22 protein-coding genes are annotated in these 25,666 nt (G+C 63.1%); 8 read left to right on the top strand and 14 right to left on the bottom strand.

The features are described from left to right. Positions 1-396: 396 nt before the first annotated feature. On the top strand, positions 397-861 hold the full coding sequence (locus ACP7AI_RS00390) for a DUF3617 domain-containing protein (protein ID WP_426162839.1): 465 nt from the start codon (positions 397-399) through the stop codon (positions 859-861). A gap of 555 nt (positions 862-1,416) precedes the next feature. On the opposite strand, the gene ACP7AI_RS00385 is transcribed toward ACP7AI_RS00390, so the two are convergent. Together ACP7AI_RS00385 and ACP7AI_RS00380 are read right to left on the bottom strand one after the other, a co-directional pair. Continuing rightward, positions 1,417-2,001 carry an NAD(P)H-dependent oxidoreductase gene (locus ACP7AI_RS00385; RefSeq protein ID WP_426162837.1) on the bottom strand — a complete coding sequence of 195 codons (585 nt, stop codon included), beginning with the start codon at positions 1,999-2,001 and terminating at the stop codon, positions 1,417-1,419. Between the two features lie 109 nt (positions 2,002-2,110). Further along, positions 2,111-3,748, bottom strand: a complete 1,638-nt coding sequence (locus ACP7AI_RS00380; protein ID WP_426162835.1) for an OFA family MFS transporter — start codon at positions 3,746-3,748, stop codon at positions 2,111-2,113. Between the two features lie 285 nt (positions 3,749-4,033). Between ACP7AI_RS00380 and ACP7AI_RS00375 the strand changes: the two genes are divergently transcribed. Then, positions 4,034-4,621 (top strand): hypothetical protein, encoded by a 588-nt coding sequence (locus tag ACP7AI_RS00375; RefSeq protein WP_426162833.1) that lies wholly within the window; start codon positions 4,034-4,036, stop codon positions 4,619-4,621. Positions 4,622-5,013: 392 nt separating this feature from the next. On the opposite strand, the gene ACP7AI_RS00370 is transcribed toward ACP7AI_RS00375, so the two are convergent. The 7 genes from ACP7AI_RS00370 to ACP7AI_RS00340 form a co-directional block, all read right to left on the bottom strand. Next, complete coding sequence (locus tag ACP7AI_RS00370; RefSeq protein ID WP_426162831.1) at positions 5,014-5,448, bottom strand: OmpA family protein; 435 nt, start codon at positions 5,446-5,448, stop codon at positions 5,014-5,016. Positions 5,449-5,606: 158 nt separating this feature from the next. After that, a complete protein-coding gene (locus ACP7AI_RS00365; RefSeq protein WP_426162829.1) occupies positions 5,607-6,056 on the bottom strand; it encodes a hypothetical protein in 450 nt (149 codons plus the stop codon). Between the two features lie 404 nt (positions 6,057-6,460). Next, positions 6,461-8,338 (bottom strand): ABC transporter ATP-binding protein, encoded by a 1,878-nt coding sequence (locus tag ACP7AI_RS00360; RefSeq protein ID WP_426162827.1) that lies wholly within the window; start codon positions 8,336-8,338, stop codon positions 6,461-6,463. A gap of 330 nt (positions 8,339-8,668) precedes the next feature. After that, entirely contained in the window at positions 8,669-9,004 is a 336-nt protein-coding gene (locus ACP7AI_RS00355) for a TfoX/Sxy family protein (protein ID WP_426162825.1), read from the bottom strand. Between the two features lie 272 nt (positions 9,005-9,276). Beyond that, on the bottom strand, positions 9,277-11,583 hold the full coding sequence (locus tag ACP7AI_RS00350; protein WP_426162822.1) for a PAS domain S-box protein: 2,307 nt from the start codon (positions 11,581-11,583) through the stop codon (positions 9,277-9,279). An 88-nt stretch (positions 11,584-11,671) separates the two neighbouring features. Next, positions 11,672-12,751: a sensor histidine kinase gene (locus ACP7AI_RS00345; RefSeq protein ID WP_426162820.1), complete on the bottom strand. Its 1,080-nt coding sequence runs from the start codon at positions 12,749-12,751 to the stop codon at positions 11,672-11,674. A gap of 18 nt (positions 12,752-12,769) precedes the next feature. After that, entirely contained in the window at positions 12,770-13,621 is an 852-nt protein-coding gene (locus tag ACP7AI_RS00340) for a Crp/Fnr family transcriptional regulator (protein WP_426162817.1), read from the bottom strand. Between the two features lie 102 nt (positions 13,622-13,723). On the opposite strand from ACP7AI_RS00340, the gene ACP7AI_RS00335 reads away from it, so the two are divergent. Next, entirely contained in the window at positions 13,724-14,557 is an 834-nt protein-coding gene (locus tag ACP7AI_RS00335) for a sensor histidine kinase (protein ID WP_426162815.1), read from the top strand. On the opposite strand, the gene ACP7AI_RS00330 is transcribed toward ACP7AI_RS00335, so the two are convergent. From ACP7AI_RS00330 to ACP7AI_RS00310, 5 genes are all read right to left on the bottom strand, one after another. Then, complete coding sequence (locus ACP7AI_RS00330; protein WP_426162813.1) at positions 14,552-14,935, bottom strand: response regulator transcription factor; 384 nt, start codon at positions 14,933-14,935, stop codon at positions 14,552-14,554. The two genes, ACP7AI_RS00335 and ACP7AI_RS00330, sit on opposite strands and share 6 nt — an antisense overlap. A 1-nt stretch (position 14,936) precedes the next feature. Continuing rightward, positions 14,937-16,379: an RAD55 family ATPase gene (locus ACP7AI_RS00325; RefSeq protein ID WP_426162811.1), complete on the bottom strand. Its 1,443-nt coding sequence runs from the start codon at positions 16,377-16,379 to the stop codon at positions 14,937-14,939. A gap of 417 nt (positions 16,380-16,796) precedes the next feature. Then, positions 16,797-16,997, bottom strand: coding sequence for an alpha/beta fold hydrolase (locus ACP7AI_RS00320; RefSeq protein ID WP_426162809.1), 201 nt, complete (start codon positions 16,995-16,997; stop codon positions 16,797-16,799). Between the two features lie 9 nt (positions 16,998-17,006). Then, positions 17,007-18,152 (bottom strand): hypothetical protein, encoded by a 1,146-nt coding sequence (locus ACP7AI_RS00315; protein ID WP_426162807.1) that lies wholly within the window; start codon positions 18,150-18,152, stop codon positions 17,007-17,009. Between the two features lie 185 nt (positions 18,153-18,337). Then, a complete protein-coding gene (locus ACP7AI_RS00310; RefSeq protein WP_426162805.1) occupies positions 18,338-19,171 on the bottom strand; it encodes an MBL fold metallo-hydrolase in 834 nt (277 codons plus the stop codon). Positions 19,172-19,509: 338 nt separating this feature from the next. On the opposite strand from ACP7AI_RS00310, the gene ACP7AI_RS00305 reads away from it, so the two are divergent. The 5 genes from ACP7AI_RS00305 to ACP7AI_RS00285 all read left to right on the top strand — a co-directional run bounded on the left by ACP7AI_RS00305 (position 19,510) and on the right by ACP7AI_RS00285 (position 25,629). Beyond that, the gene (locus ACP7AI_RS00305) at positions 19,510-20,547 is read left to right on the top strand and encodes a patatin-like phospholipase family protein (protein ID WP_426162803.1); all 1,038 of its coding nucleotides are present in this window, start codon (positions 19,510-19,512) and stop codon (positions 20,545-20,547) included. Between the two features lie 110 nt (positions 20,548-20,657). Beyond that, on the top strand, positions 20,658-21,614 hold the full coding sequence (locus tag ACP7AI_RS00300; protein WP_426162800.1) for a manganese catalase family protein: 957 nt from the start codon (positions 20,658-20,660) through the stop codon (positions 21,612-21,614). Positions 21,615-21,961: 347 nt separating this feature from the next. After that, a complete protein-coding gene (locus ACP7AI_RS00295) occupies positions 21,962-22,099 on the top strand; it encodes a hypothetical protein (protein WP_426162798.1) in 138 nt (45 codons plus the stop codon). Positions 22,100-22,300: 201 nt separating this feature from the next. Further along, positions 22,301-24,415: a TonB-dependent siderophore receptor gene (locus ACP7AI_RS00290; RefSeq protein ID WP_426162796.1), complete on the top strand. Its 2,115-nt coding sequence runs from the start codon at positions 22,301-22,303 to the stop codon at positions 24,413-24,415. A 2-nt stretch (positions 24,416-24,417) separates the two neighbouring features. Then, positions 24,418-25,629 carry a PepSY-associated TM helix domain-containing protein gene (locus tag ACP7AI_RS00285; RefSeq protein ID WP_426162794.1) on the top strand — a complete coding sequence of 404 codons (1,212 nt, stop codon included), beginning with the start codon at positions 24,418-24,420 and terminating at the stop codon, positions 25,627-25,629. Positions 25,630-25,666: the final 37 nt, after the last annotated feature.

Below are 25,666 nucleotides of genomic sequence, written 5' to 3'. Positions count from 1 at the left end.
CAGAACTTGAATCCTCGATTCACGATATCGCCGTAATCGGGGCCCTGAGCCTGGCTCTGCTGTGGGTTGCTGGCTCGACCTCACGACACCCGACCAACCGCGCCGTTTCAACTATGACCCAATGGCCACCAGACGCTGCGCCTGCTAGTAATTAGCAAAGGGCGACGGGCAACACTCAGGGCACTGATGTCGCGCAATCGATTCACAACTGGAAATCCCTGCTTTCGTACCTCGCCCTGAACTCCGGTCATTCGTTCAGCTGCCACTGGAATCTGTCCTCACCCCGGGCGATCTGGCTGGCACGCCGCTAAGCGTTGATGACCGGCTGGTCAGGTCGCGGTTACACGAGCGTCCAGCGCGACAAGCCATGACGCCAGTTCGCGCGTTAAGGTGGTAATGTGCCGCATCATCCAACTCGTAGCCCTCCTGCCAATCCTGTTGGCGGCAGTGCCGGGACCTGTGCCGTTGCCGGGGCTGTGGGAGCATACCGTGGTCTATGTTGTCGACGAGGTAAACGGCTCCTCGCTAATCGCCGACCAGGCGCAGAGCATGTTGCCGTCACCACCGCCATATCGGGCGTGCTACTCGGTTTCGGACCTGGCGGACCCACAGAGCTTCCTGCTTTCGCGCAACGCCAACCAGTGCCACTTTTCCCGTTATGCGATGGAAAACGGGAAAATCACCGCAACGGGCGAGTGCGAGGACAGTCGCTACCCTGCCCTCCGCGTCGAGGGCTCGGGCACCTATGGCGCGAACGGCTACGACTTCAGCTTCTCGGGCAGGGCGCAGTCCGGTGAGGTGACCATCACTTTCCGGGGTCGCGACAGCGGCCGCCGCATCGGCTCATGTCCGGCGCGGTAGCATGCTTCGCTGAGCATGTGGGACAACGCGCGGTATCGACTGCCACCGGCCGCAACTGCGCGGAGCCAGGACGTCAACGCAGATTCAATAGACGTCGATAATGCTCACGCAGTTGTCGGCACGGTGTTCGCGGCCAAAAGCGACAACAGCCAGTGACGTGATGCTCTCCCCTTTCACAGCGTCCGGCATCCCACGCTTCGAAGCAGTGACCATGCTGAACGGCAGCCGAGTATCGCGCCATTCGGACGTGACATCGAAGCCGGCACGGTAAAATGCTGTCGGCGTCGACTTCCCCGCACGGCGCAGGTGGATGAAATAGCGTTGGTCGTTGCCGCGGGCGACGAGCCGCTACCCACTAAGCCCATTCGGCAGCGGCAGTTCAGGCGCCGCTGCATTTGAATGAAAGCGCCGCTGTTAGCAGTGCTGACCGTTCCCGTCATTCGGGCCCAATCGCGATCATTGTTGTGTTCGAATTGCACTTGCCCGAACGAGACGATCACCGGGTCGGCTCCCCTTCGACCACTGGCGCGGAGGCAGCACAGGACCGCTGCACCCTCACGACACCAGCTTGCGCGCTGCAGACTTGAACTCTTCGATCATCGCCGGCGTGGCGCCGCGGATCGGGCCGATGGTCTTCATGCGGGTGACTTTCAAGCCGACGAAATCGAGGATCTGCCGGCGCAGCACATTCAGCCAGCCGTTGCGATAGCCGAACCACAGATACCAGCCGGGCGTGTCGGTTGTGATCAGCACCCGCGATGTTCGGCCATCGAAAAGCTTCTTGGGAAAATGCCCGTCGCCTTCATAGGCGAAAGCGATGCCGGGCAGGAAGACCCGGTCGATCAGGCCCTTGAGCTTGGCAGGGGCGGCACCCCACCACATCGGGTGAACGAGGATCAGCGTATCGCACCAGCGCACGGCATCGAGGAACATCACAAGGTCGGGTTCATGATCCTGCCGCTTCTTGTAGCCACCGGCGAGATTGGGATCGAAGACCAGCGCAGACAGGTGCAGGGTCCTCACCGCGGCGCCGCGCGCCTCGGCCGCTTCGGCGGCGATCAACGCCAGCGAGCCGCACAGCGATTCCGCATCCGGGTGCCCATCGAGGACGAGCACGCGAGAAGCGCTGGAAATTGTCATGGTGAAGTTCTCCCAGCCTCGTGATTGCTCGTCGGTTATGAAATTTGGCGGCAAGGGGATACGTGAATGCTGACCAGTGCGACCTTGCGGCCCAAGGGTGTGGAGGCTCCTAGTTCAGCAGCACCACCACCTTCTCCAACGTCCGGATGATGCCCCAGGCAATGGGAGCAAGAACGGCGGCCCAGCACACCACGATGAGTGTCGTCCTCCGGCCGCTCGGCGCCGGCGCGGTATCGCCTGCGACTGCAGCCGTCGAAGCGGACGCCGGGTCCGGCGTCTCTTTGCTGTTGTGAAACCGCTTGTCGACAGGCCGGATCATCAGATTGGCGACAAAGGCGACCAGCAAGAGCCCTGCCAGCACCTGATAGATCGGGGGATAGACCAGGTCGCGCGCCGTGCCGGCGGCAATGGCGGTGTCGCGCATGCTGCTGACGATGAAGGGGCCGACGATCCCGGCCAGGGACCAGGCGCTCAACAGGCGACCATGGATGGCTCCGACATAGCGCGTGCCGAACAGGTCGGCGAGATAGGCCGGCACGGTGGCAAAGCCGCCACCATACATCGATGCAAGGGCGCAGAAGACCAGCACGAAAAGGCCAAGGCTGGCCCCGGTCAAGGTCGGCGCGACAATGCCATATAGAAGGGCACCGAATGCGGTCATGATTGCAAAGGTCCGCTTTCGCCCCAGCCGGTCCGATGCCGACGACCAGAGCGGCCGGCCACCGATGTTGAACAGGCTGATCAGCCCGACAAAGCCCGCGCCGACGGCGGCCGCGGCGGCCTTTTGCTCGGCGTCGAAGGCGGTGAAGGCGACATCGGCACCGATCAGTCGACCGCCGAAGATCTCCTGCAGCATCGGGGAGGCGACGCCGATGATGCCGATGGAAGCCGAGACATTGAGCAGCAGCACGAGCCACATCAGCCAGAACTGCGGCGTGCGGTGTGCGTCGCGCAGATGCACGTCGAAGTCCGTCCCGACGCCCGCGCGAGGACCGGGTGGTGTCCAGCCGGCTGGGGTCCAACCCGGGCGTGGCACGCGGTACCCGAATGCCCCTGCCATCATGAAGACGAAATAGATCGCAGCCAGGCTGAGCATGGTCTGCCCGACGCCGACCTGAGTCTCGTCGGCGAAATGCCGCATCAACAGGTCGGCGAGCGGGCTGCCGACCATGGCGCCGCCGCCGAAACCCATGATCGCCATGCCCGTCGCCAGGCCGCGACGGTCGGGAAACCATTTGATCAGCGTCGATACCGGCGAGATATAGCCGATGCCGAGGCCGATGCCGCCGATCAGCCCGGTGCCTAGCCAGATCAACCAGAGCTGATGGATCGCGACGCCGTATGCGCCGATGGACATGCCGCCGCACCAGCAGAATGCAGCGACCACCCCGGCACGGCGGGGGCCGACGCGTTCCAGCCAGCCGCCCCAGAGCGCCGCGGCGGCGCCGAGGACGACGAAGAAGATCGAGTATGTCCAGACGAGATCGCTGACGCGCCAGTCGCAAGACGTCGTTGTCAGTGCATCGGCCAGGGTCATGCCGGCGCAGACGACCGGGTCGCTGATGCCAATTGCGCGGGCAAGTGGCAGCCAGAAGACGCTGAAGCCATAGGCCATGCCGATGCACAGATGGATCGCCAGCGCGCAGGGCGGCACAAGCCAGCGGTTGAAGCCTGGCGGAGCCACGGCGCAGGCCGCGTCGAGCAATTTCAAGTCGCCTGGCGAGGCGCGTCCGAGGGCCTCGGTCATTGTGTAACCCATCTAACGGCGACCACCGTCAGAGGTTGGCCTTGCTGCTGTTTTAGCGACAGCCATGCGGGGTGAGCAAGCAGCGTCCGCGAGGCAGCGTTCCGACCCTGTTCCGATCGTTCATGGTTCCTTGGCGCTCGCGAACACCGGACGTTCGTTCATAGCAATTCCACGAAGGAGCTGACCTCAGGGCAGGCCGGTCAAACGGCCTAGCGTAGCTTGCGTAAGCCCCTGTCACGGGAGAGGATGCCGGCGACAGCGGGGCATGTGGATCGGACCTGAGTGATGCGGTACTGGATGATGTTGCCGGTGCTCGCGGCACCACCGGCCGCGGCGTGGGAGCCGGTGGCGCTGCCCGCCGCGGTACGCGCCGCGCTGCCGTTGGGTCACGTGGCGCGGGTGGTGACTTGCAGCCGCACCCTGGATCCGCCTCGGGCAATCTGCGTCGTTGTCGCCGCCCGTCTGGATGAAGGAAACCGGAACTCGACAAACGAGGCGCCGCAGCGTCCGCTGCTCGTCTATCGGTTGAACGGCATCACCGCTACGCTGATCGCCCGCAACGACAAGGTCGTGCTGCGCCGTGACGAGGGCGGGCAGTGCGACCCAGTTGAGGACGCGGGCGCGCTCACCGTCAAAGAGCGGTTCTTCACGCTGGAACAGGGCGTCGCCTGCGGTCAGCACTGGACCGACTACACGACCTTCCGCTTCGATCCCCGAACGCAGAGCTTCGTGTGGCAAAACCGGATCTACGAGTCCTGGCGGATGAACGACGACACCCGGCCTGACGCCGAAGCGCTTGTCAGCGACGGTCGGCGAGTGTGGCGCGCTAATCTGCAGCGGCCGGTCACACTCGCGAATTACGCGCCACGGTAAGGCCGCTTCAGATGCTGGCTGTTGTCATGACCCAATTGCGGTCACTCAGCCCCAACATCGACGCACCAAATCTGACACTCGTTCATCCGGCGGAACTACAGTTCTCTGGTGGGCCGCGCTAGGCAAACGGCACGAGGGACTTCCCAAGGCGCAGGCAGCAGTTTGATTGACGCGGTTGTGCGAGCGACTGAAGCTATTAAGAGGATTGTCGCCTCGCGTGACGACGTCGCCAAGGTCGGCGGACAGCGCCCGCTTGCCGCGACAGGAGCCGCGGTCACATTAGCTTTTTTGCCGTTTCTTGCGCGCCGGTGACGCGCGAGCGATGTCTCGGGACCGTCAGGGAACCGCTCATTCCACGCGGCGTGCTGAATGTCGATCCAACATAGGCCCTCTCAACTCGTAGGGATCATAACTTCCACGCGGCGGTTCTTGGCCCGGCCTTGCGGGTCGTCGGCTCCCGCCGCCGTTTTGTTGGATGCGATTGGAGCGCTTTCACCCTTGCCGATGGCCGTAAGGGTTCGCTGCCGCACTCCGACCTGCTGGCCGAACCACTCGCCGACCGTTTGCGCCCGGGCTTCGGACAGCTTCTGGTTGTACGCGGCGTCGCCGTCGCTGTCGGTGTGACCAATCACCGTGATCGAGCCGCCAGGGCTGCGGCGGATCAACTCGGCAGCCTTGCGTAGCTCCGTCTCCGCGGCTGGCGTCAGTGTCGCCTGGTCGTAATCGAAGAGCGCGTCGGCGGGCAGGTCGATGATGGTGCCGAGATCGGTGACACGAACCTTGAGGTCGCTCCTGTCAGCCGAAAGGTCGCTGACGGGTGCGGTCAAGCCACCGGGCGATGCGGGCAGCGTTGATACGCGGGGAGCAGAAGCACCAGCCGACGGCGCTGCGACGCGCGGCGTGACATCCCGGGGCGCTGCGTCCGTGTCCTCGCCGCCCGAACACGCCGCGAGCAGTGGCAGCACGCACCAACCAACCGCACGCCTCACCGCGTCACCGGCACGCCGTCGAACGGGGCCACCTCCGGAAAATTGATCGACACGGTCTTCGACGTGAGCGGCGGAGCCGGGAACTTCGCCCAGATCACGCCCGGCTTCTGCTCGCATTGCGCGCTCATATAGTCGTATTTCGGCTGCGGGCCCTTGCTGAATTTGGAAACCAGCGCGTTGCCTGCGTTGTCCTTCAGCACACCGAGGCGCTGCGAGGTGGTGTCATCGATGACGCTGATATCGGCAATGCGGAACATTTCGGTGTTGTGGCGATCCTCACTCGAGCAGCGCATCGTCACCGTAAGGATGTCGCCCGTCACGGCCACCTTGAGCAGGTCGACCTGCGACCCGTCCGGCCCCGGCTGACTCTGCAGCGCCACTTGCGCCGGCATCGGTCGCACGGCGGGTTCCGCGGGCTGGGAGGGGGCAACTTCGGCGCGGGTCACGCCCCCGGTCGCCGCGACCGTGTCCTCTGTTATCGGCGCTCCCTGCTTCCCCTCGTTTCCAGAGCCTGAGCACGCCGCCAGCGATAAGACGGCCGTGAAGAGCGAAGCCCTAGGATGATGCAATCTCGTCATTTTTACGCCCTTTTACAAAGTGGATATCACTTAGGCCTGACCCAGTTGGACCGGCAAGCCGGCAATATCTGGAGAGCAGGGCTTGCTAGCGATCGGATGCTCCCTGACCACCGCGTCCTGGTTAGTGCACGGCCGCTGGACAAAGCCCGCCGAACCGCTGCGGGCAGGTTCAGGTCAGGTGATGGCGCCAGACCGATGTCCGCTCCTGTCAGGCATCCGGTTCATCCGGAAAAGCCGATATCGAACCATCGGCAGTGTGCGCCGCCGTGCCATCATCGATAGCCGGCAGCCTGGAGTTCGAACAAATCCGCATAGCGCCCGCCCGCTGCGAGCAGCGCATCGTGCGTGCCTGATGCCTCCACGCGACCATTGTTCAGCACCAGGATGCGATCGGCCATGCGGACGCTCGAGAAGCGGTGCGAGATCAGCACCGCGGAGCGCCCGGCGCTCAACTCGCGGAACCGCTGGAACACCTCGAATTCCGCACGGGCGTCGAGCGCGGCCGTAGGCTCGTCCAGGATCAGCACCTCGGCGTCGCGCATATAGGCACGGGCAATCGCCATCTTCTGCCATTCGCCCCCTGACAGGTCGACGCCGTTGCGGAAGCGCTTGCCGATCATCTGGTCATAGCCATCGGGCAGCTTGGCGACGACGCTATCGGCGAGCGAGGCAACGGCAGCGGCCTCGATCCTTTCGCGGTCGTCTCGCGCCTCGATGCGGCCAACTGCGATATTGTCGGCGGCGGCAAGATTGTAGCGCACGAAATCCTGAAAAATCACACCGATGGCTGCGCGCAGCGCGTCGAGGTCGTAGTCGCGAAGATCGTGCCCGTCGAGCAGGACGCGCCCCTCGACGGGGTCGTAGAGCCGGGCCAGAAGCTTCACCAGCGTGGTCTTTCCGGCACCGTTTTCGCCGACCAGGGCCAGCACCTCGCCGGGTGCCAGCGTGAAGGACAGATGGCGCACCGCCCACCGTTCGGCGCCCGGATAGCGGAAGCCCACGTTTTCGAAGACAAAACCTTGCTGGATCGGAGAGGGAAAGGGCAGCGCGTTCTCCGGAGACCGGATGCCGGGCACGGTCCTGAAGAAGGAAAACAGGTCGTCGATATAAAGCGCTTGTCCTGCCGTCGCCGAAAAGCCGGTCAACAGGCCCTGCAAAAGCCCGCGCAATCGCAGGAACGAAGCCGCCAGGAAGGTCAGGTCGCCGATCGACAGGGAGCCGGTGAGCGCGCGCCAGGCAATGTACGCATAGGCGGCGTAATAGGCGATCGTTCCCAGGCCGGCGAAGCCCGCGCCCCAGATTGCGCGACGCAGCGCGAGCCGGCGGGTGGCATCGTAGGTGTCGAGCGCGATCGTGCGGTAGCGATCGATCAGAAACCGGCTGAGGCCAAAGATCTTGACCTCCTTGGCCGTGTCCGCGCTCGCGGCCACCTGCCGGACATAGTCCAGCTCGCGGCGCTGCGGCGTCCGGACATAGCTGAGCGCATAGCTCAGCGCACTGAAATGCGTCTCGCCCAGGAACGATGGCACGAGGGCGACGGCGAGCAACACGATCAACCAGGGTGCATAGACCACAAGACCGGCGGCGAAGCTGATCACCGTGACGATGTCCTGCGCCTGCCCGAACAACTGGCCGATCAACGCCATGCGCCCGCTGGTCTGCATGCGGGCGCGATCCATCCGATCCTGAAAAGCCGCATCCTCGAAATCGGCGAGGTCGAGGGTCGCGGCGTGCTCCATCAGCCGGATGCTGGCGTCGTTGCTGACTTTATCGGACAGCAGGCCGTCGACCAGCGCAACGAGCCAGCCGAGGAGATCAGCGACAACCGCCAGGGCCAGCTCGGCAAGTAACAGCACCTGCAGGCGGCCGAGCAGACCCGAGTCGAACCATTCGACGACGCCCGCCGGCCGCGCCGGCAGGTTCGTCAGGGAAATCACCTCGTCGATGATCAGCTTGCCCACGAACAGCGTCGCTATCGGCAGCAGCGCCCGCACCAGGCGCATGACGATGGTCACGGCGGTGAGCAGCCGGCTGGTCCGCCATACCATGGCAAGGAACGGCGGCAGGTTCCGAAGCGCACCTAGCCGCTCGCGCCAGCTGGTGGGCTGGGGCGGCACGCCGCCTCGACCGGGTCGTGCGGTAACCGTCATTCAGGGCCGCACAAGCGACGGGATCACCTGCCACCGATGTCGGGGAGTCGAAAGCGAGAAAGTTGTGAACATGCCTTCGCCATTACTCGGGGACGGCGGGAGAGCGTAGCTGTTTGCCAATACCCGCAAATGGCACCGTACGTGCTCGAGTTGAACGGTCGCTTAAGGCTGCGCGCTGATCAGCACAGTTTCAGCACGCTGATGACGATATGGATCAGGTTGGGCCGGCAGCCTTTGGTTGACGACCGCACCGACACGAACAAGCGTCTGCTTCCGCAAAAAGTCCCACCGCGCCTGACCGTCCCGGCTTGGGTCTTCACCGCGGGGTACTCATGTACGCCGCTTAGGCTTTCGCGGCCTCCGTGTCGGCAGCTCGCCCGCTGTGACGCGCAGCAACTCGCTGAGCCATTCGGCATCCGCCCACCGATCGGCCTCGATCAGCAGTTGCGGTTTGGCGCCCGGGTACGGCGGCGCCTCCGACACCGGTTCGGCCTGGACCCGGCCTGATGCCGTCGGCTTCACATAGAGCTGATCGTCGCAGACCGACCCGATCATCTTGCCGTCGACGTACACGCCGTACTCCCCGAACATCGGTTTGGCCGACACCGTGCCTGCGGCGGTCGCCTGTTGGATCAGGTAATCGATCGTGCGTTGCTGGGTTGCCATGCGCCAGCGTAACAGATGCGCGTCGCCCCCTACAACCAACCGTCCACCGTCTGTGTCGCCAGTCGCAGTTAACCGACGGCCGCTTTCCGCATGGGTCCAGGTTCTGGTGAATAGCCGCGTTCTGAGTCAAGCGCGCGAGTGGCCACCGTCCACCCAGTCGATGCCCGAAGCACGGAACGCGTCTGCATGAGCCGCTCCCAGGTTCAGCCGAGTATCGCTTTCTCGACCGCGGCGCGCAAGCGGGTCTCGTCGTACGGCTTTTCCAGTATCACTCAGGACGCGGGCCATGATGCCGTGTCGGGAACACGACCCGAGGCTATGACAAGCCGAAGGCCTGGATTCCGCAATCTTGCGTCGATCGCAAGTTCGATTCCAGAACCGTCCGGCAAGGACACATCTGTCACCAGGACATCGAAGTTTGCTGCCGCCAACTGCGCCTTGGCTTCGGCGATGGTCCCCGCCTCGGTCACGCTGTACCCCATGTCAGACAACATTTCCGACAATATTATCTGGATGAGCACCTCGTCCTCGACCGCAAGCACAGCCAACTTTCTTGGCGGCAACTTTGCCTGGGGTGACTGCGCGGCAGCTTCGACCGCCGGCCGGCGCTCCAGAACCTGCCGTATCTTGCGTGCCAGATTGTCCCGGCCATAGGGTTTGCTCAACAGCTCGACGCCCTCGTCGAGCCGGCCGGCGTGAACAATGGCATTTTGGGTGTAGCCGGACGTAAACAACACCCCAGCACTCGGGTGCGCCGCGATCGTCAGGCGCGCGAGATCCGTGCTGCGCAGATTGCCGGGCATCACGACATCGGTGAAGAGAAGATCGATCGCAACCCCGCTCTCGACGATCGCAAGTGCGCTGTCGGCGTTGGACGCCGTCAGCACCCGGTATCCAAGATCGGTCAGCAGTTCCACGGCCGTGGCTCGAACCGACTCGTCATCTTCGACGACCAGAATCGTTTCCGCGCCGCCTTGCGAGGTAAGTGCGGGCAGTTCCGCCGCGGCCTCCTCCAGCAGACGGGTTCGCGGTAGGTACAGCCGGACCGTGGTACCGACGCCGACCTCGCTATACAGCTTCACATGGCCGCCGGACTGTCTGACAAAGCCATAGACCATGCTGAGGCCCAGCCCGGTACCTTCACCCTCCGGCTTGGTACTGAAAAATGGCTCGAACACTTTGGCAAGCGTCTCGGGTGTCATGCCGCATCCCGTATCGGTGACCGCCAGCATCACATATTGTCCCGCGGTCACGTCGGCATGATCCGATGCATAGTGATCGTCGAGAACCGCATTGCTGACCTCCAGAGTCAGCTTTCCCCGGTTCTCCATCGCGTCACGGGCGTTGATCGCCAGGTTGAGGATCGCATTCTCGATCTGGGCGCGGTCGATGTTGCAGTTCCACAACCCGCCGCTGCTGACGATCTCGATTTCCACAGCCTCGCCGAGCGTGCGGCGCAGCATGTCGTCCAGTCCGTGGAGGAGGCGGCCGAGATGCAGCGCGGATGGCTCGAGGGGCTGGCGCCGGGCAAATGCCAGCAGTTGCGAAGTGAGTTTTGCGCCCCGCGACACGCCGGCCATCGCATGCTGTATCCGGCGCTCCGCAGTTTCGTTGCCAACCACGTTGCGCGTCAGCAAGTCCAGATTGCCCTTCACGACTTGAAGGATGTTGTTGAAATCATGAGCCACCCCGCCCGTAAGGTTGCCGATTGCCTCCATCTTTTGGGCTTGGAACAGCTGCACTTCGGCTTGCTTGCGTTGCGTGACCGCCACTTCGATCTCGCGCTTCAGCGTCTCGTTGTAGTCGCGCATGGTTTCCCGGGCGCGGATTTCGTCGGCGATCAACCTTGCCTCGATAACGGTGCCTATCGAGTCGCCAGCGTCGTTGCGTAATGGTGAAGCCGTAAACCCCACCGGGTAGAAGCTGCCGTCCTTGTGAACGAACACCTCTTCGCCACTTTGCTGGTTGTTCTCCGGAAAGGCACGGTCGATGGCGCAGTCGGCCAGCGGAAAAGGGCGCCCATCCGGGTGGGTGTGGTGGATGACATCGTGCAGTACCCGGCCCTGCGTTTCGGCAAAGCTGAAACCCGTCATCTCCTCCGCTGCCGCGTTCATGAAGATGCAGCGCTGGCGATCGTCCATCATGAACAGTGCCATGCGCGTGTTGTTGACGATGGCATCGAGCCGGTCGCTGGTCTGACGAAGCTGCTCCTCTGCGCGCCTTTGCGCTGTGATGTCCTCGATTGCTGCGAAGAATACGGCATCGTCTTCAGACCGAAGCAACTGCAGCCGCACGCTTACATCATACTGTGAACCATCCTTGCGCTGATGCACGGTCTCGAACGCCAAAAGCGAATGTTCCCCGGACACAAGCGGCGCAATCATGTCGCGAAACTGCCGCTCGGGGATTCGAGGCTTGATGTGCCAGGGGGTCATCCGGCTCACTTCCGCGGCATCATATCCAAGATTCTGCCGCGCTTGCCGGTTGACGAGCTTGAACTGGAAAGTCGTTGCATCGAAGACATAGGATTCACCGATCCCGTCCTCGACGATCCGAGCCCACCAGTTGCTGCCAAGCATGTACAACCCCTCTTGAAGCTAGTTTGGAATGCCACAAGCGCGAGCACTCCAATAACGTTGTTCTGCCTTGGGCTTTCTCAGCGCGAAGTCATGATGGGCTGGCAGCCTTGCGAGCGAAGAAGATGCTGACACGCATTCCGTCCCCCGGTGCCGACTGTACGTCGATCGTGGCCATTGCATTTTGTTGCAGCGATCGGACGATAACCGCGCTGAGCTTGCCCGGCTCGGGCCAGGTTGCTCCGGGTGGCAGGCCGATCCCGTCATCGGCAATGATCACTTGGCACCCTGTGTCCTCGACAAGGCTGGAGACCGTGATGAGGCCACCATCACGATCCTTGAAGGCATGCTTGAGCGCGTTCGTCATGACTTCGTTGACGACCAGGCCCGTCGGCATGGCGACATTCAACGAAACCGGCCACGTGTCGACCTTGAGTTCCAGTCGCACGCCCTCCGGCGCATGCGCCTGCATCACGGACGACGCAATCTGGCTGAGATATACGCCGAGATCGACTGCATCTCCGGCGCCTTGGCCGGAGAGCAGGTCGTAAAGGATCGAGAGCGAGTTGATCCGGCCCGCCAGATTGTCGAACCGCGACCCCGCGTCGGTGTTTCCCAGATTGCGTGCCTCCATTCTGATCAGCGCCATGATCATTTGAAGATTGTTCTTCACACGGTGCTGAAGCTCCAGAAGAAGTTCATCCTTCGAGCGCAGCAGCAGCTCCTGCTCATCGGCGTCGGACCGCCCGGCCAGCCCGGTGACGGCCAGAGCCACCAGACGGAAGACCGGCGTGCCATCCTCCTTCTCGATCGTGTTCGACCAGGCATCGACAGCGAGGCGCTCGCCCCCTCGCTCGATGGTGAAGGTCCCCAGATATTCTTCCCCGCATTGAACGGCGTCACCCAGGCGCGTGTCATCATGAGACGGCGTGGCCACTCCAGGCAGTCTGGACCAGCTGCTCCCGTCGATCTGGGCTGCGGTCAATCCGGTAAGGCGCTCGAATTCCAGGTTGCAATAGGTGATCGCCTCCGAAGGTCGCAGCTCGGAGACCGCGATCGCAACCGGCACGTGGTCCAGAAACTGCCGGAAGCGATCGCTTTCCAGCGCATCGGCCAAAGCGGGGGTGGACAGCAGTTCCTCGATCGTCTCGCCTTCTATGTCACCAGCCATTCCGCTACTGCCCCCTTTCTATCCATGCCTTGGCGCTGCTGCGAACACGCCCGCAGTCAAATTATTGACCCTGTTGTTGACGACGTCCTGAAATGCCGAAGCGGGAGGTGTGAGAAACACATCAAACCGTGATTTGACAATGGCGTAACATTCACAGGCGGCCTTTTCCAGACCGAGGCGGTCTTCGATCTGCATCAAGCCACGACGGTACTTGATCAGTCCGGCGTTCTGTAGCGATTGCGCGGCCAGCGTGATGGACGTACGGTTTACGCCCATGATACGGGCCAGAAACTCATGGGTGTAGGTCAGTTGTTCGCCCTCGGCCCGGTCGTGCATCATGAGGAGCCAGCGGCACAGGCGCTCTTCGACCAGGTGAAGGGCGTTGCAGGCAACGGTCTGCATTACCTGTGACAGCAGAGTCTCGGAGAAACTGACGAACAAATTTTGCAGTTCGGCACTAGCCCGGAATTCGTCTCGCAGCGGCTCGATTGCGCATCGCAGAATGGGTCCCTGCAACTGGACAGTGCACCGATTGTACGACACGCCACTATACATGGCCGCAAACAACCCGAATGCGCCTTCCCGGCCGATATTGGCACATTCGATCTCTGAGCCATCCGCCAGGACCGTGAGCAGGGACAAGACGCCGCCTTGCGGAAAATAGGCATGTGTCAGAAGTCCACCCGCCTCGCAAACGGTATCACCGAGACTAAAGTCCACAGGGTGCAGATGGTCTTCGATCCGCAGACGCACGTCAGCCGGAAATGCGCCGAGCAGCTGGTTCTTGTGCGTCGCAGTGTCGACTTGTGGCGCTATCACAGGAGCTATCTTTCGGGACCGGCGCCGAACTGACCCCGGTGAGATGTCCATCGGACAAATTTTTCGGCGCGTCTGTCGGAGGGACAACAGACGGCCGCAATTCTTTCTGCAACGCTAGCGTTCGAACATCTGCATAGCATTGATTTGTCGGGGATGCGCGCAGTCATGTATCAGGTGAACATGACGGATCGGCTTGAGCGCTCGCCAGGCGATGGCGACCATGCTGTCGCTCGGCCGACCCATGGGAGCCACAGTGCGGCCCGCGAGCATGAGCTCGCTATCTTGCGCGAGCATTTTTTCGTGGTGCTCGCCCATGATTTGAAGAACCCGCTTGCATCGATCGCAGCGGCGACGCGACTGCTCACGCGCAACCCCGATGGCGTCATCGAGATGAGCGCTCATATCGATCGCAGCATTGCCCGCATCGTCGAGTTGATCGACAACATCTTCGACTTTGCGAGAGGCAAGTCGGGGGTCGGCTTCGGCGCCCGTATCGATAAAGATCAGCCCTTGGAATCGACGCTCGTTCAGGTGATCGACGAAATCAGGATAGTGCACCCGACGCGCACTGTTATCGTCGATCTCCGGATATCCGACGCCGTGCAATGCGATGCAATGCGGATCGGACAGCTGCTCTCAAATCTGCTCAGCAACGCGATGGTGTACGGTGACCCTGCCGCGCCGGTTCGGATCCATGGCCGAACCCACGATGGCGCGCTTGAACTCTCCGTCGCAAACGCCGGCCCGACTATCGAGGCTTTCGAAATCGAGCGCCTGTTTCGGCCGTTCGTCCGCGGCGAGGCCACCGGCGACCGCAACAGCCTGGGCCTCGGACTCTACATCTGCTCCGAGATCGCGAAGGCCCACGAAGGCACCATCAGCGTCACATCGCGAAACGGCACAACGTGCTTTACCTTGAGGATACCGTGCACAACTGGAACGGCTGAGCGGCAAGAGTGCCGCGTCGTCTCGACAAGCGCGTCATGAACCGTTTGTCTCCTCTGACGCATGTCCATCCAGTAGCTGACGCACAAGCGCAAGGAGCGGTCCTTCCCGGTACGGCTTCCCCAGATACGCGTCATAGCTGCCGCCGTCGCCTTTCCGGAGGCTTTCCTCGGATATCGACGTTGCAATGATGATCGGCACCGTAACGCCACGACGACGCAGTTCGTCGATCATCGCCAAGCCGTTCATGCGCGGCATCATCATGTCCGTCATGATCAGATCAGGTTCGACCTTGAGGGCTTGATCGAGACCTGCCTGCCCATCGGGAGCGACATGAACCGTGTAGCCGGCATCCTCCAGCATCATGCTGGTGCCGAGCGCGATCACGATCTCGTCTTCCACGAGGAGTATCGTTTCCACCTCAGGCGCCTTCACTGACGCCACTTGCCCCATCAGGACGCTGCTCGGCTGCCGTCGCACGGCCGAAGCGAATACCTTCACTCGAGATGTGGAACACTTCCGGGAAGGTGTCGAAAGAACTGTCCCGCACCTTGAGGATCAAAAGCTCCCGATCAACGACGCGCAAGTGTCGCCCACCTTCATGTCGTGTGGCAGGCCGCGTATAGTAACTTATGACGATGTTATCTGCCATCGTAGACAGTTCATCATTCAACAGACGGTCCGGCATGAACAATGTCGGAAGCTCGAGCGTATAGATTATGGTTGTCTCGGCTCTGCGCAATTTGTTGTTGATCGCATTGATGAATAAAGCAAGCCTTTCGGGAAAGACGAAGGTGTAACGCAAGGCGCCGATGCCGTCGAACAATACCCGCCGGACCTTTTTCCGCTCGACAGCTTCCAGCAACTTATGACCGATTTCGTCAGCCAGGTTCTCCGCCGGTGAATGCCAGATGATCTCGAGCGCCCCTGACGCCAACAGTCCATCGATATCGATGCCGACGCTTCGCGCCTTGGTACGAATCCGCGCCGGCGTCTCGTAGAAGCCGAATAGCAACCCTGGCTCCTCAGGTGTTGACTGCGCCAGGAACTGCAGACCGACCGTCGTCTTTCCGACCCCCGAGGGACCCGCCATGATCGTCGCCGAGCCGGATGGGTAGCCACCCCCGATCATCAGATCGAAACCCTCGATCCCGCCCGGAATTCGATTTGTCAGTTCCGATTCCGCCGGGCTCCGATCAAGGGCCGCTTCAAGCCGCGGGAAGATCCTGATGCCTTCGTCAGTAATCCGGAACTGGTGACGACCCCGAAGGTGGCTCCCGCCGCGCTGCTTCTTCACGATAATCGTGCGGACCGATCTGGCGCCGTACATCTCATCGAGCAACTCGATGCCGCCGTCCACCATGGTATGCTCCGGCGCGCCGACGCTGTGTCCGAGGTTGGTAAGTGCGAACAAGACCGAGCCGGACAACGCAGCCGCCCCCTGCAACTCGTGCACGAAGGCCCGAAATTCATTCTCGTCCTCTGAGGCATCATGCGCAACAAACAGCCCGTCCAGCACGAGCAGCGACGCTTCGTGGCGCCGAAGCTCGGCGTGAACCAGACGAAGCAGGCCCGGCAACCCTTCAGCAGACAAAGTAGAAAACGCGCTGATGTAGGAGATGGCATCGGGAACTGCCATTCGGTCGTAGAACCCCATGCCACTCATGTGGGCAAGCATCCGGTCGTGCGATTCGGACAACAACGACACATAAAGTGTCCGATGGCCGGCCCGCGCCAAATTGAAACCGAGCTGGTTTGCAAGCACGGTCTTGCCAGCGCCTGGAGGCCCTTGAACGATGTAAGCGCAGCCGCGAACCAAGCCACCGCCAAGGATCACGTCGAGGCCTTCGATGCCGGTGATCAAGCGCTCTCCGGAACCAGCATTCATCGCAGAGTCGTATCCAAAGCCGAGCTCCCGAAGCCACTCAATAAGCCTGTCGCGTCAGATGCCTGCGCTCGCCTATCTCGCCGGCTCAACGCTTGCACAACCTGATTGCAAGGAAAACAGGGGGGACGAGATGAGGTTCCTTCGACGTTGAAAATGAGGCCTTGTGGAGTCGCGTAGTGCTTCCCCAGCCTCCCCGCGCGGACGCTACGACGCCGCTCGGCGATCTCACAGCTTAGGTGAGCAGCCTGCAATTGTCGGCCACTCCTTTCGCTGGCGAACCGAGGCTGGGAGGGTGCAGAGCGAAACCGCTGCACCTTGGCCGAGCAGCTCATGCCTCAACATTATGGGAACGATCGCAACATCGCGCTGCAGCCTGCGCTGCGTCGTTGTCGATCAAGTGGTTTGCATCGCGTGTCGATCGACCTGAAGTTCCAGATGTTTGAACGCATCGCGGACCATCGATGGGTTCTCGATCCAGGGGAAATGCCCGCCGCCGATGATCGGCACGGCGTTTGGTGTGTGGGATCGCGGGTCTTCCCAGCCATGCTGGCTGACGATCCTGTCATCAGTTCCGGCCAGCACGAGTACCGGCATCGCTTCGCGCTACCGGGCCGCCTTGTAGACATGGTCGAAATGCGCGTCCGACCATTCGATGGCGGCGCTGTTGTAGGGCATGCGTGAAAGCAGCTCGCGTCCGGCCACCAGGCCTTGCGGCGTGAAGTTCCATTCGGCCGATGCGACGGCGATCGCCGCGATGCTCGCGTCGCACTTGTCTGCTGCATAGATTGCCGCCGCAGCGTCCACCGCCGGCAACGGGTGCCGCAGGGTCACTTCGACGAAATGTGCATGCCAGCTGGCATTGGGGGCTGTATCGATCAGAACCAGTCCGACCAGATGCCGTTCGAGTTCAGGGGTGGCGAGCAGATACATGCCCCCGGTCGAATGACCGGCAAGAACGACATTGGGCAGCATGCGGGCTGCATCCACGACGACGTGAGGCCAGTTGGCGAAGGGCGCGGTTCCGGCCGGCGCCGGATTGGAGCCGTCTCCCGGCAGGACGACAAGCCATAGGGATCCCGCGACCGTGAGGCAGTCGGCCAGTTCCTGAAGGCTTTCGGAACCGATGCCGGGGCCACCCGGCAGGAGAAGCCAGTTGCGATCGCCGTCACGGCTCGAGTGCTGGCGCAGGCGGACAACCGGCGCTACCATCAGGTCCTTGCCGACCGCCGTTGCCTTGAAGTCGTACAAATGGCTGTTGTCGGCCATCTTGAGCGCCGGATCGAGCGTCGTTGAACCGGTCGCCGAAGCAATCTTGATCGGCGCATTGCGAATGGTGCGAGCGTTGACCGTTACCGTATCGCCCACCACGGCATCGCCGTCGATCGCCAGTCGATCGGATGCGCCGCCGACGAAATCGGCATCGATCAACAGCTTGCCGCTGCCGCGGTAATTGCCGGCAATGCTCGTGGTGCCGGAAAGATTGATCGTGCCGCTGTTGTCGACCCCGCAGGTGCCCACGGTGACGCTTTTACCAGGCGAAAACGAGCCGGTGTTGGTAAAGCAGCCGCTGCCACCGCCATTAAGCAGGTAAATGTCGCCGGTCATCGCGCCGTTGTTGAACACCGACATATAACCGCCCGTGCTGTAAACCGCCGTGCCATTCACCCCCGCCAGCGTCGCAACAGCGACATGCCCGTTGCGAACATGGGACGAGCCGGTCATATTCGAAAGGGTGGTGAGCGTGATCACCCCGCCGTCGCCGCCATTGCCTGGAGTTGCTGCTGGACATAGAGCTGCTCGCGCGATGCCGCGATGGCCGCCTTCAGGTCGGATACCGTCCGGGCATGCTCAGGCACCTGCGCTGGCGTTCTCAGCGCTACCCGGTCCTCCCGAGCCGGCTGTGACATCCCGGGTCGTCTTCGCGTGGCTGCACATCAACGGGCAGCCAGCAGGTCGAATTCCAAAGCGTCGTGCGCACAGATGATGCGAACGCTGTCGCCGTGCGCGGCGGCGAGCTGGCGGAGGCGGGCCTGGTTGCCGAGGCGGGCAGCGCGGTCGACCTCCATGAGCGCCTGGTAGCCACGCAGGCCCGGCGGGCAATGATAGGTGCCGCCGATCTCGCCGCGGAAGAAATAGGCGTCGCCGGCATGGAGCAGCCAGTCGCCGTCGCCCTGCCGGATCGCAACGCCGGTGTGGCCCCAGGTGTGACCGGCAAGGGGGACGAGCAGGATTTCGGGTGGCAAGCCGTCAAGGTCGCGGACGGTGTCGAAGCCGTGCCAGGGTTCGCCACCGCCGAACGGGTAAAGGCGCCAGTTTTCGAGACCGTCCCATTGTGCGGGGCGATACCGGCGGGTGCCGACAAGCACGTTGCCGCGGCGCTGGTCGGCGACCTCGCGTTCACGGGCAGTGACGTGAATGGCGGCGTTCGGAAAGTCCTCGAGGCCGCCGGCGTGATCGAAATCGAGATGGGTGATGATGATGTGTCGGACGTCGGCGGGGTCGAAACCGAGGGCGCGGACTTGAGCAATGGCGGTTTCTTCCGTGCGGAACTGGGGGTTGCAGAGGGCGACCATGGCAGGGGACAGCCGAGGCAGCGGATGGGCGATTTCGCGAGTGCCATATCCGGTATCAACAAGGACAAGGCCGGCTTCGGTTTCGACGAGCAGGCAATGGCAGACAAGTCGGCCGGTGGCACCGTCAGTTGTGCCATCGAACAGGCGTCCGCCGGCGGGGCAGCAGGTGCCGCAGTTGAGATGGTGGATCTTCATCGCGCACCCGCAGGGCGAAGGCGAGCTGCGGTGCGGGCGTCGAGCTCAGGTTGAAGACTGCGAGCGTAGAGCCAGTAGGCAACCATGGTGAAGGCGAGCGGAAGCAGCAGTGTCGGAGTGCGCAGCGCAGGTACGGACATGGGGCGGGGCCTTGTAGGGGTCGTGGGAAAAATGTCCGGGGCGTGAGAGAGTTCCGGCGTTGCTTTTAATCGAATGGCGTGCCGAGGAATCCCTGGACGGGAGTGTCGTGCTCGCACCGATGCCTGCGAAGTAGCCTTTGGTGCGTTCTTGGGCCGAGGCGCAGTCGCGTGCCTGTTTTCCCTTGCGCAGAGTTACCTATGGCCAGCATTTCCGATCTTCTCGACCCGCAGCCGCAGCTGGCGCGCGATTTCGACATCGTTCTGGTATTGAGCGGCGGCAATGCGCTCGGAGCCTTCGAGGCCGGGGTATATGAAGCGCTGCATGATGGCGGCCTGCACCCCAACTGGATCATCGGTGCGTCCATCGGCGCGATAAACGGCGCCTTGATCGCCGGGGCGGCGCCCGATCGCCGCGTGAATGTACTCAGGGCCTTCTGGCGACCCGACGAGGCGCGTGTAGCCGGCACCGCCGGCACCTGGCTGCTCGAAGCTGCCGACGTCGGTCGACGGACCGCGGCCGCGAGCTGGACCATGATGGCAGGGCGGCCGGGGATCTTCGGCCCGATGCTGTCGACCATGCTCCCTTTCACCGGGCAGCAGCATTCGCTTTTCGAAACCGATCAACTCGAGCGGACTCTCGACCGAATGGTCGATTTCAGTCGCCTGAACAGTGGCGACTGTCGGTTCACCGCCACGGCGGTGGACCTCGAAACGGGAGAGGACGTCTTCTACGATACCGCGGACCGGGCTATTGAAGCCAGGCACATCCGCGCCAGCGCCGCCTTGCCGGTCACGTTTCCGCCCGTCGAGATCGACGGGCGCTGGCTGGTCGACGGTGGCCTGTCGGCAAATCTGCCGCTCGACCCCCTGCTGGCCGACCCGCCGTCGCGGCCGGTACTATGTATTGCCGTCGACCTTCTGCCGCTGTCGGGTACGTTGCCGGCGACGCTTGGCGAGGCGGCAAGCCGTATGCAGGATCTTGTCTTCGCCGCACAATCTCGCCGTACAATCGCGCGCTGGCGAGAGAGCTATGGCTCCCGCGACGACGTTAGCATCACTTTGCTGCGGATTGCGTACACCGATCAGTCGAACGAGGTTGCCGGCAAGGCGATGGACTTTTCGCGCCTCACGATCCGACAGCGATGGAAGTCCGGCCAAGCCGCAGTCGGGTCCGTCATCGAGGCTGCAGTGGCACAAGCCGCGAACGGCGTGCCCGGCTTGTGCATCATCGGATAGCCTTTGCGACGGCCCCGCACCGATCCGGTAACGTACCGACATTATTAGTATTTCGGCGGAACTTGTCATGGCCTGACATGGTTGTTGAGCGACAATTCAGGAGATGCCCGATGTTCATGCACAACAAGCGTCTGCAATATACGGTACGTGTTGCCGAGCCCAATCCGCGCCTGGCCACGATGATGCTCGAGCAGTTCGGCGGAGCCGATGGCGAACTCGCCGCCGCGATGCGCTATTTCACGCAAGGCCTCGGTGAAGACGATGCTGGCCGCAAGGACCTGCTCATGGACATCGCCACCGAAGAGCTGAGCCACCTCGAGGTGATCGGCTCGATTGTCGCGATGCTCAACAAGGGTGTGAAGGCGCAGCTTGCCGAGGGCGTGATGGAAGAGGCGGAACTTTACCGCACAATCGGGGCCAGTGGCGTGAGCGCTAAGGAGGCACTGCTATTTGGCGGCGGGCCTTCGCTGATGGACTCCGCAGGGGTGCCGTGGACCGCGGCCTATGTCGACAGCCGGTCGGAGCCTACGGCGGACTTGCGATCCAACATCGCGGCGGAAAGCCGCGCCAAGATCGTCTATGAGAGGTTGATCAACGTCACCGACGACCCCGGCATCAAGGAAGCGCTCGGATTCTTGATGACGCGCGAGATCGCGCACCAGAAATCGTTCGAGAAAGCGCTATATGCGATCGAAGACAATTTCCCGTCCGGTAAACTGCCCGGCGTCGAGAAATACGCCAACATCTATGTGAACACCTCGCAGGGTGAAGGCGACGTGCAGGGCTCGTGGAACTCCGGGCCGCAATGGGATCGGATTGACGACCTGACTGAGACCATGCCGATCGACGGTGGCGACGGCACCGCCAGCGTCGCGCTGCAGGCTGGCGATGCCAAGGTACTGGAGAAAATGTCGGCACGGACCCAATCTGATACCAGCGTGGATCCCTTGACCGGGGTTGACCTTGGTGCCGGTCCTGGGGCCGGGCGCACGACGGACGGCGATCAAGCCGGTGCGCCCAATATCGAGGCAGCGCCGGCCATGGCTGAAGCGGCCGCCAAGCGTTAACGATAAGGCATGGCAGCCGATCGTTGGGCTACCGGCCTGCTTTAAGTATCACGTTGTCGATGTGTCCACCGCTTCCCAAGCGGGCGCGGTGGACCACGCGCGGCCAAGTGAGACAGCACTCAAGCAACAAGTTCTGTACGGCGCGCCCGGCCATCCGGCCTGACGAACGATAGCCGACCCACGGTCCGACCCATCCAGTGGGCAGCATGTTCTGCAACATGCCCACCACCTTGCAGAGCTCGAGAGCGACTTGTCCGCCTGCGCACCCGCCAGGGCATGGCGGTCGTCAAGACCAAGCGCAAGCCGAAGGGCGAGCAGCCCAGGCTCTCGCCGATGCAGTGCGCCGCATGTACGATATCGGCGACTATTCGATCAACGACCTGTCAGACTTGTTCGAGGTGCCTCGCCCTACGATCTGCCGCGCTTTGGCCCCGCAACCAGCAGTTGCGACATTGGCAACCGGCAAGCCCGACGCCTCCAACTGACCCGCACGACTGCGCAGCGCCTTGCTGCGGCAGTCCTGCACTTTGCAACCGCTCACCCCGAGCTCGTCGCCTAGAGCGTCCTACTCCGACAGACCGGCGTCATAGCCCATGATGCGTGCGCTGTTGATATTGACTCGCAACAATCATGTGCATACTCGAGGCCGCGACTGATTATCAAGAGCAGCAAGTGGGCGATCTATGATGACACTGCGATACGTGGCTGCAGCACTCGCGCTCATCGGTCCCGCGACCCCAGCATCCGCGAACGATACTGCGGCCGACGATGCCTCCGTCATCATCGTTACCGGAGAACGCGAGCGGGGCTATCGGGCCGAGGCCCAATCCGTCGCACTGTTCGGTGCGCGCCCCGTCCTCGACACGCCGTTTTCGGTGTCGTCATTCTCGATCGAACTGCTGCAGGACCAGCAGGTGCGCACGCTGTTCGATGTCGCCAAGAACGACCCCTCGGTGGTCGCAACCGATGCCGCTACGGGCTTCTACGACAGCGTGGCGATCCGCGGCTTCACCCTCAGCAACTCGTCGGGCTATTACCGCGAAGGCTTGCTGTACCAGAACCAGGCGCAGTCGCCGTTCGAGAACAAGGCCGCCGTCGAAATACTGAAGGGCGTCGCGGGGCTTCGCTTCGGCTTTGCGTCGCCGGGAGGCATCGTCAACTATGTGATGAAGCGCCCGACATCGGCACCGTACCGGTTCGTCGATGTGTTCGGCGACAGCAATGGCGGCATCGGCGCCCATGTCGACATCGGCGGCCCCATCGGCGATACGCTCGGCTTTCGCTTCAACGGCGTCCTGGCACGCGATGCCCTGTTCGTCGACGATGTCGCCGGCCCCCGCCGCATGGCGAGCCTGTTCCTCGCCTGGCAAGCCGCACCCAACCTGACGGTCGAGCTGGAGGGCGAATACCAGTTCCGCGAACTCGAGCAGAACGCCACCATCAGCCTCGATTCATTCCAGCCCGGCCTGACCCGGGACCAGATCCGCGGCCTGCTCGATCGCTATGACCGCCGGACCTACCTCGGCCAGTCGTGGACGACCTATCCGACCAGCAATCTGATCGGCTCGGCGCGGGTGAAATGGCAGTTCGCGCCCGACTGGTCGCTGCGCGCCGGCATCCAGAAAATGAACCTGGTGCGCGACCAGAACGCGACCTACATCGCCTTCCAGTCGATCGACGCCGCCGGCAACTTCGATTCGGAGCTCTACTACCAGCCCGACCAGCGCCGCGACCCGCTGACTGCCGAACTCGCCATCGAAGGCAAGTTCGCAACCGGGCCGATCAACCACGACGTCGTCATCGGTGCCTATCACCTCGCCAACCGGCTCACCTTCCCGCAATTCGGCTTCTACGATGTCATCGGCCGGTCGAACCTGTTCAACCCGGTCCGCATCGCCGACCCTATGGTGACCTCCGACCCCAGCTTCACCGGTGTCCGCGAGCGGCAATGGTCGCTCTACGCCACTGATTTCGTCGCGCTCACCGATCGCCTGACGGTGCTGGTCGGCGGGCGCTATACGCGCCCCAAATTCGAAACCTTCTTCAACCCGGATCAATCCCGCGACTCGCTTTATGAAAAGGACGTCTTCACCCCCGTCGGCGCGGTGATCTACAAGCCCGCCCCGTCGGTGTCGATCTACGCCACCTATGCCGAAGGCTTCGAACAGGGTGGCACGGCGCCGCTCGGAACGGCCAACGCCAACCAGCAGCTGCCGCCGATCACCTCGCGCCAGTATGAAATCGGCGCCAAGGCCGAATTGTTCGCCGGCGCCACCCTTGCGGCCGCGGTCTTCGACATCGATCGCAGCCTCGAACGCATCGACGATTCGAACCGCTATGTGCAGGACGGGCGCCAGCGCCACCGCGGCTTCGAGCTGACTCTCGCAGGGCAGCTGACGCGCGACCTGCGGGTCGTCGGCGGGCTCCAGTATCTCGACGCGCGCATCCGCGAAACCGACAATCTCGCCCTGCTCGGCAAGCGGCCCAGCAACGTCCCCGAATGGCAGGGCAATGTCTTCGTCGATTATCGCCTGCCGCTGCAGGCCGACCTGGCGGTCAACGGCGGCGTCTACCTCTCCAGCTCCAAGTTCGCCGACGAGATCAACAGCTTCGCGGTGGATGGTTTTGCGCGTCTCGATCTCGGCGCGCGCTACGCCTTCGACATCGGCAACGCGCGGGCCACGCTTCGCCTCGTCGTGGAAAACGTCTTCGACAGCAACTACTTCACTGGTGTCGGCTTCGGCGCCTTCCAGTTCGCTGCGCCGCGCACGGCGCGCCTGTCGCTCAGCACCGTGCTCTAGCCGTGTCCGACGCCCGCCGCTTCTGGGCGCTCGTCCATCGCTGGGCGGGCCTGGCGCTGGCCTTCTTCCTCGTCATCGTCGGCACAACCGGCGCCTTGCTGCCGTTCCACGAGCCGCTCGACCGCCTGCTGGCGCCGGCATTCCACAGCGCCTCCGCCGGCTCTGCCCGCGACCCGCTGCAGCTGCGCGCCGATGCCGAGCGCGCCAGCGGCGGCCTTGTCCCGCACCTCAGATTGCATCTCGATCCGGGCGCTGCCGTCGTCTTTCCGGTGCAGTCTCGCCCCGGCGGCCCCGTCCTCGATTTCGATGAGATCGCGATCGATCCCGCGACCGGCCAGGAGACGGGCCGCCGCCGCTGGGGCGACCTGTCGGAGGGCCGGGTCAACCTCATGCCCTTCCTCTATCGCCTGCACTATTCGCTGGCGCTCGACAGCTGGGGCACAACCATCCTCGGGATCGCGGCGCTGGTCTGGACGCTCGACTGTTTCGTCGGCTTCTACCTGACCCTGCCGATCGCCCGCCGTGGCTGGTTTCGCCGCTGGCGCCATGCCTGGTCGGTGCGGACCAGCAGCCCAGCGAAACGCGAGTTCGACTTGCACCGGGCCGGCGGCCTCTGGCTTTGGCCGATCCTGCTGCTGTTCGCCTGGTCGAGCGTTGGCTTCAATCTCAATCCCGTGTTCTCGCCGGTGATGACCGCGCTGCTCGGCGAGGGCCGCGGCGGCCTTGTCCCCCAGCCCTCCCTTCCGGCTCCGCGCCTGTCCCCCCGACTCGATTGGCAGCAGGCGATCACGACGGCGCGGAACCGAGCCGCAGAAACGGCGCAGCGACGCCATTTCGTCATGACCCAGGAGATGTTCCTCAACTACGACGCCGCGACCGGCATATACATCTATGGCTTCCGCTCCGACCGCGACGTCTATGAAAAGTTCGCCGGCGCCCGTCTTGCGTTCGACGGCGATACTGGCGCCTTGCGATACCTGACGCTGCCAACCGGCGAACACCGTCGCGCCACCGTGGAAACCTGGCTGTCAGGCCTTCACATGGCCGCAATCGGCGGCCTGCCGGTGCGCATCGCGGTGAGCGTGGTTGGTCTGGGCGTTACCGGCCTTTCGGTAACAGGCATCCTCATCTGGCTGCGGCGTCGCCAGGCGCGCCTCTGGCACGCCGGCATCTGGGGATCGCGAAGGTCCAACCCGGCGGCGTCCAAGACGTGAAGCAGGCAGGGCCAATTGGACGCCTGTTGTAACCGCA

The sequence above is a fragment of the Sandarakinorhabdus sp. DWP1-3-1 genome, assembly GCF_049896705.1.
GTDB lineage: Bacteria > Pseudomonadota > Alphaproteobacteria > Sphingomonadales > Sphingomonadaceae > Sandarakinorhabdus.
The sequence above is the reverse complement of the archived record's forward strand: the minus strand, read 5'-3'. Positions and strand labels throughout refer to the sequence as shown.

Coding starts and splice junctions, on each gene's coding strand:
- ACP7AI_RS00390 (WP_426162839.1), top strand. CDS start 397: ATGTGCCGCATCATCCAACTCGTAGCCCTCCTGCCAATCCTGTTGGCG.
- ACP7AI_RS00385 (WP_426162837.1), bottom strand. CDS start 2,001: ATGACAATTTCCAGCGCTTCTCGCGTGCTCGTCCTCGATGGGCACCCG.
- ACP7AI_RS00380 (WP_426162835.1), bottom strand. CDS start 3,748: ATGACCGAGGCCCTCGGACGCGCCTCGCCAGGCGACTTGAAATTGCTC.
- ACP7AI_RS00375 (WP_426162833.1), top strand. CDS start 4,034: ATGCGGTACTGGATGATGTTGCCGGTGCTCGCGGCACCACCGGCCGCG.
- ACP7AI_RS00360 (WP_426162827.1), bottom strand. CDS start 8,338: ATGACGGTTACCGCACGACCCGGTCGAGGCGGCGTGCCGCCCCAGCCC.
- ACP7AI_RS00355 (WP_426162825.1), bottom strand. CDS start 9,004: ATGGCAACCCAGCAACGCACGATCGATTACCTGATCCAACAGGCGACC.
- ACP7AI_RS00350 (WP_426162822.1), bottom strand. CDS start 11,583: ATGCTTGGCAGCAACTGGTGGGCTCGGATCGTCGAGGACGGGATCGGT.
- ACP7AI_RS00345 (WP_426162820.1), bottom strand. CDS start 12,751: ATGGCTGGTGACATAGAAGGCGAGACGATCGAGGAACTGCTGTCCACC.
- ACP7AI_RS00340 (WP_426162817.1), bottom strand. CDS start 13,621: ATGGACATCTCACCGGGGTCAGTTCGGCGCCGGTCCCGAAAGATAGCT.
- ACP7AI_RS00335 (WP_426162815.1), top strand. CDS start 13,724: ATGCGCGCAGTCATGTATCAGGTGAACATGACGGATCGGCTTGAGCGC.
- ACP7AI_RS00320 (WP_426162809.1), bottom strand. CDS start 16,997: ATGCCGGTACTCGTGCTGGCCGGAACTGATGACAGGATCGTCAGCCAG.
- ACP7AI_RS00310 (WP_426162805.1), bottom strand. CDS start 19,171: ATGAAGATCCACCATCTCAACTGCGGCACCTGCTGCCCCGCCGGCGGA.
- ACP7AI_RS00305 (WP_426162803.1), top strand. CDS start 19,510: ATGGCCAGCATTTCCGATCTTCTCGACCCGCAGCCGCAGCTGGCGCGC.
- ACP7AI_RS00300 (WP_426162800.1), top strand. CDS start 20,658: ATGTTCATGCACAACAAGCGTCTGCAATATACGGTACGTGTTGCCGAG.
- ACP7AI_RS00295 (WP_426162798.1), top strand. CDS start 21,962: ATGTACGATATCGGCGACTATTCGATCAACGACCTGTCAGACTTGTTC.
- ACP7AI_RS00290 (WP_426162796.1), top strand. CDS start 22,301: ATGACACTGCGATACGTGGCTGCAGCACTCGCGCTCATCGGTCCCGCG.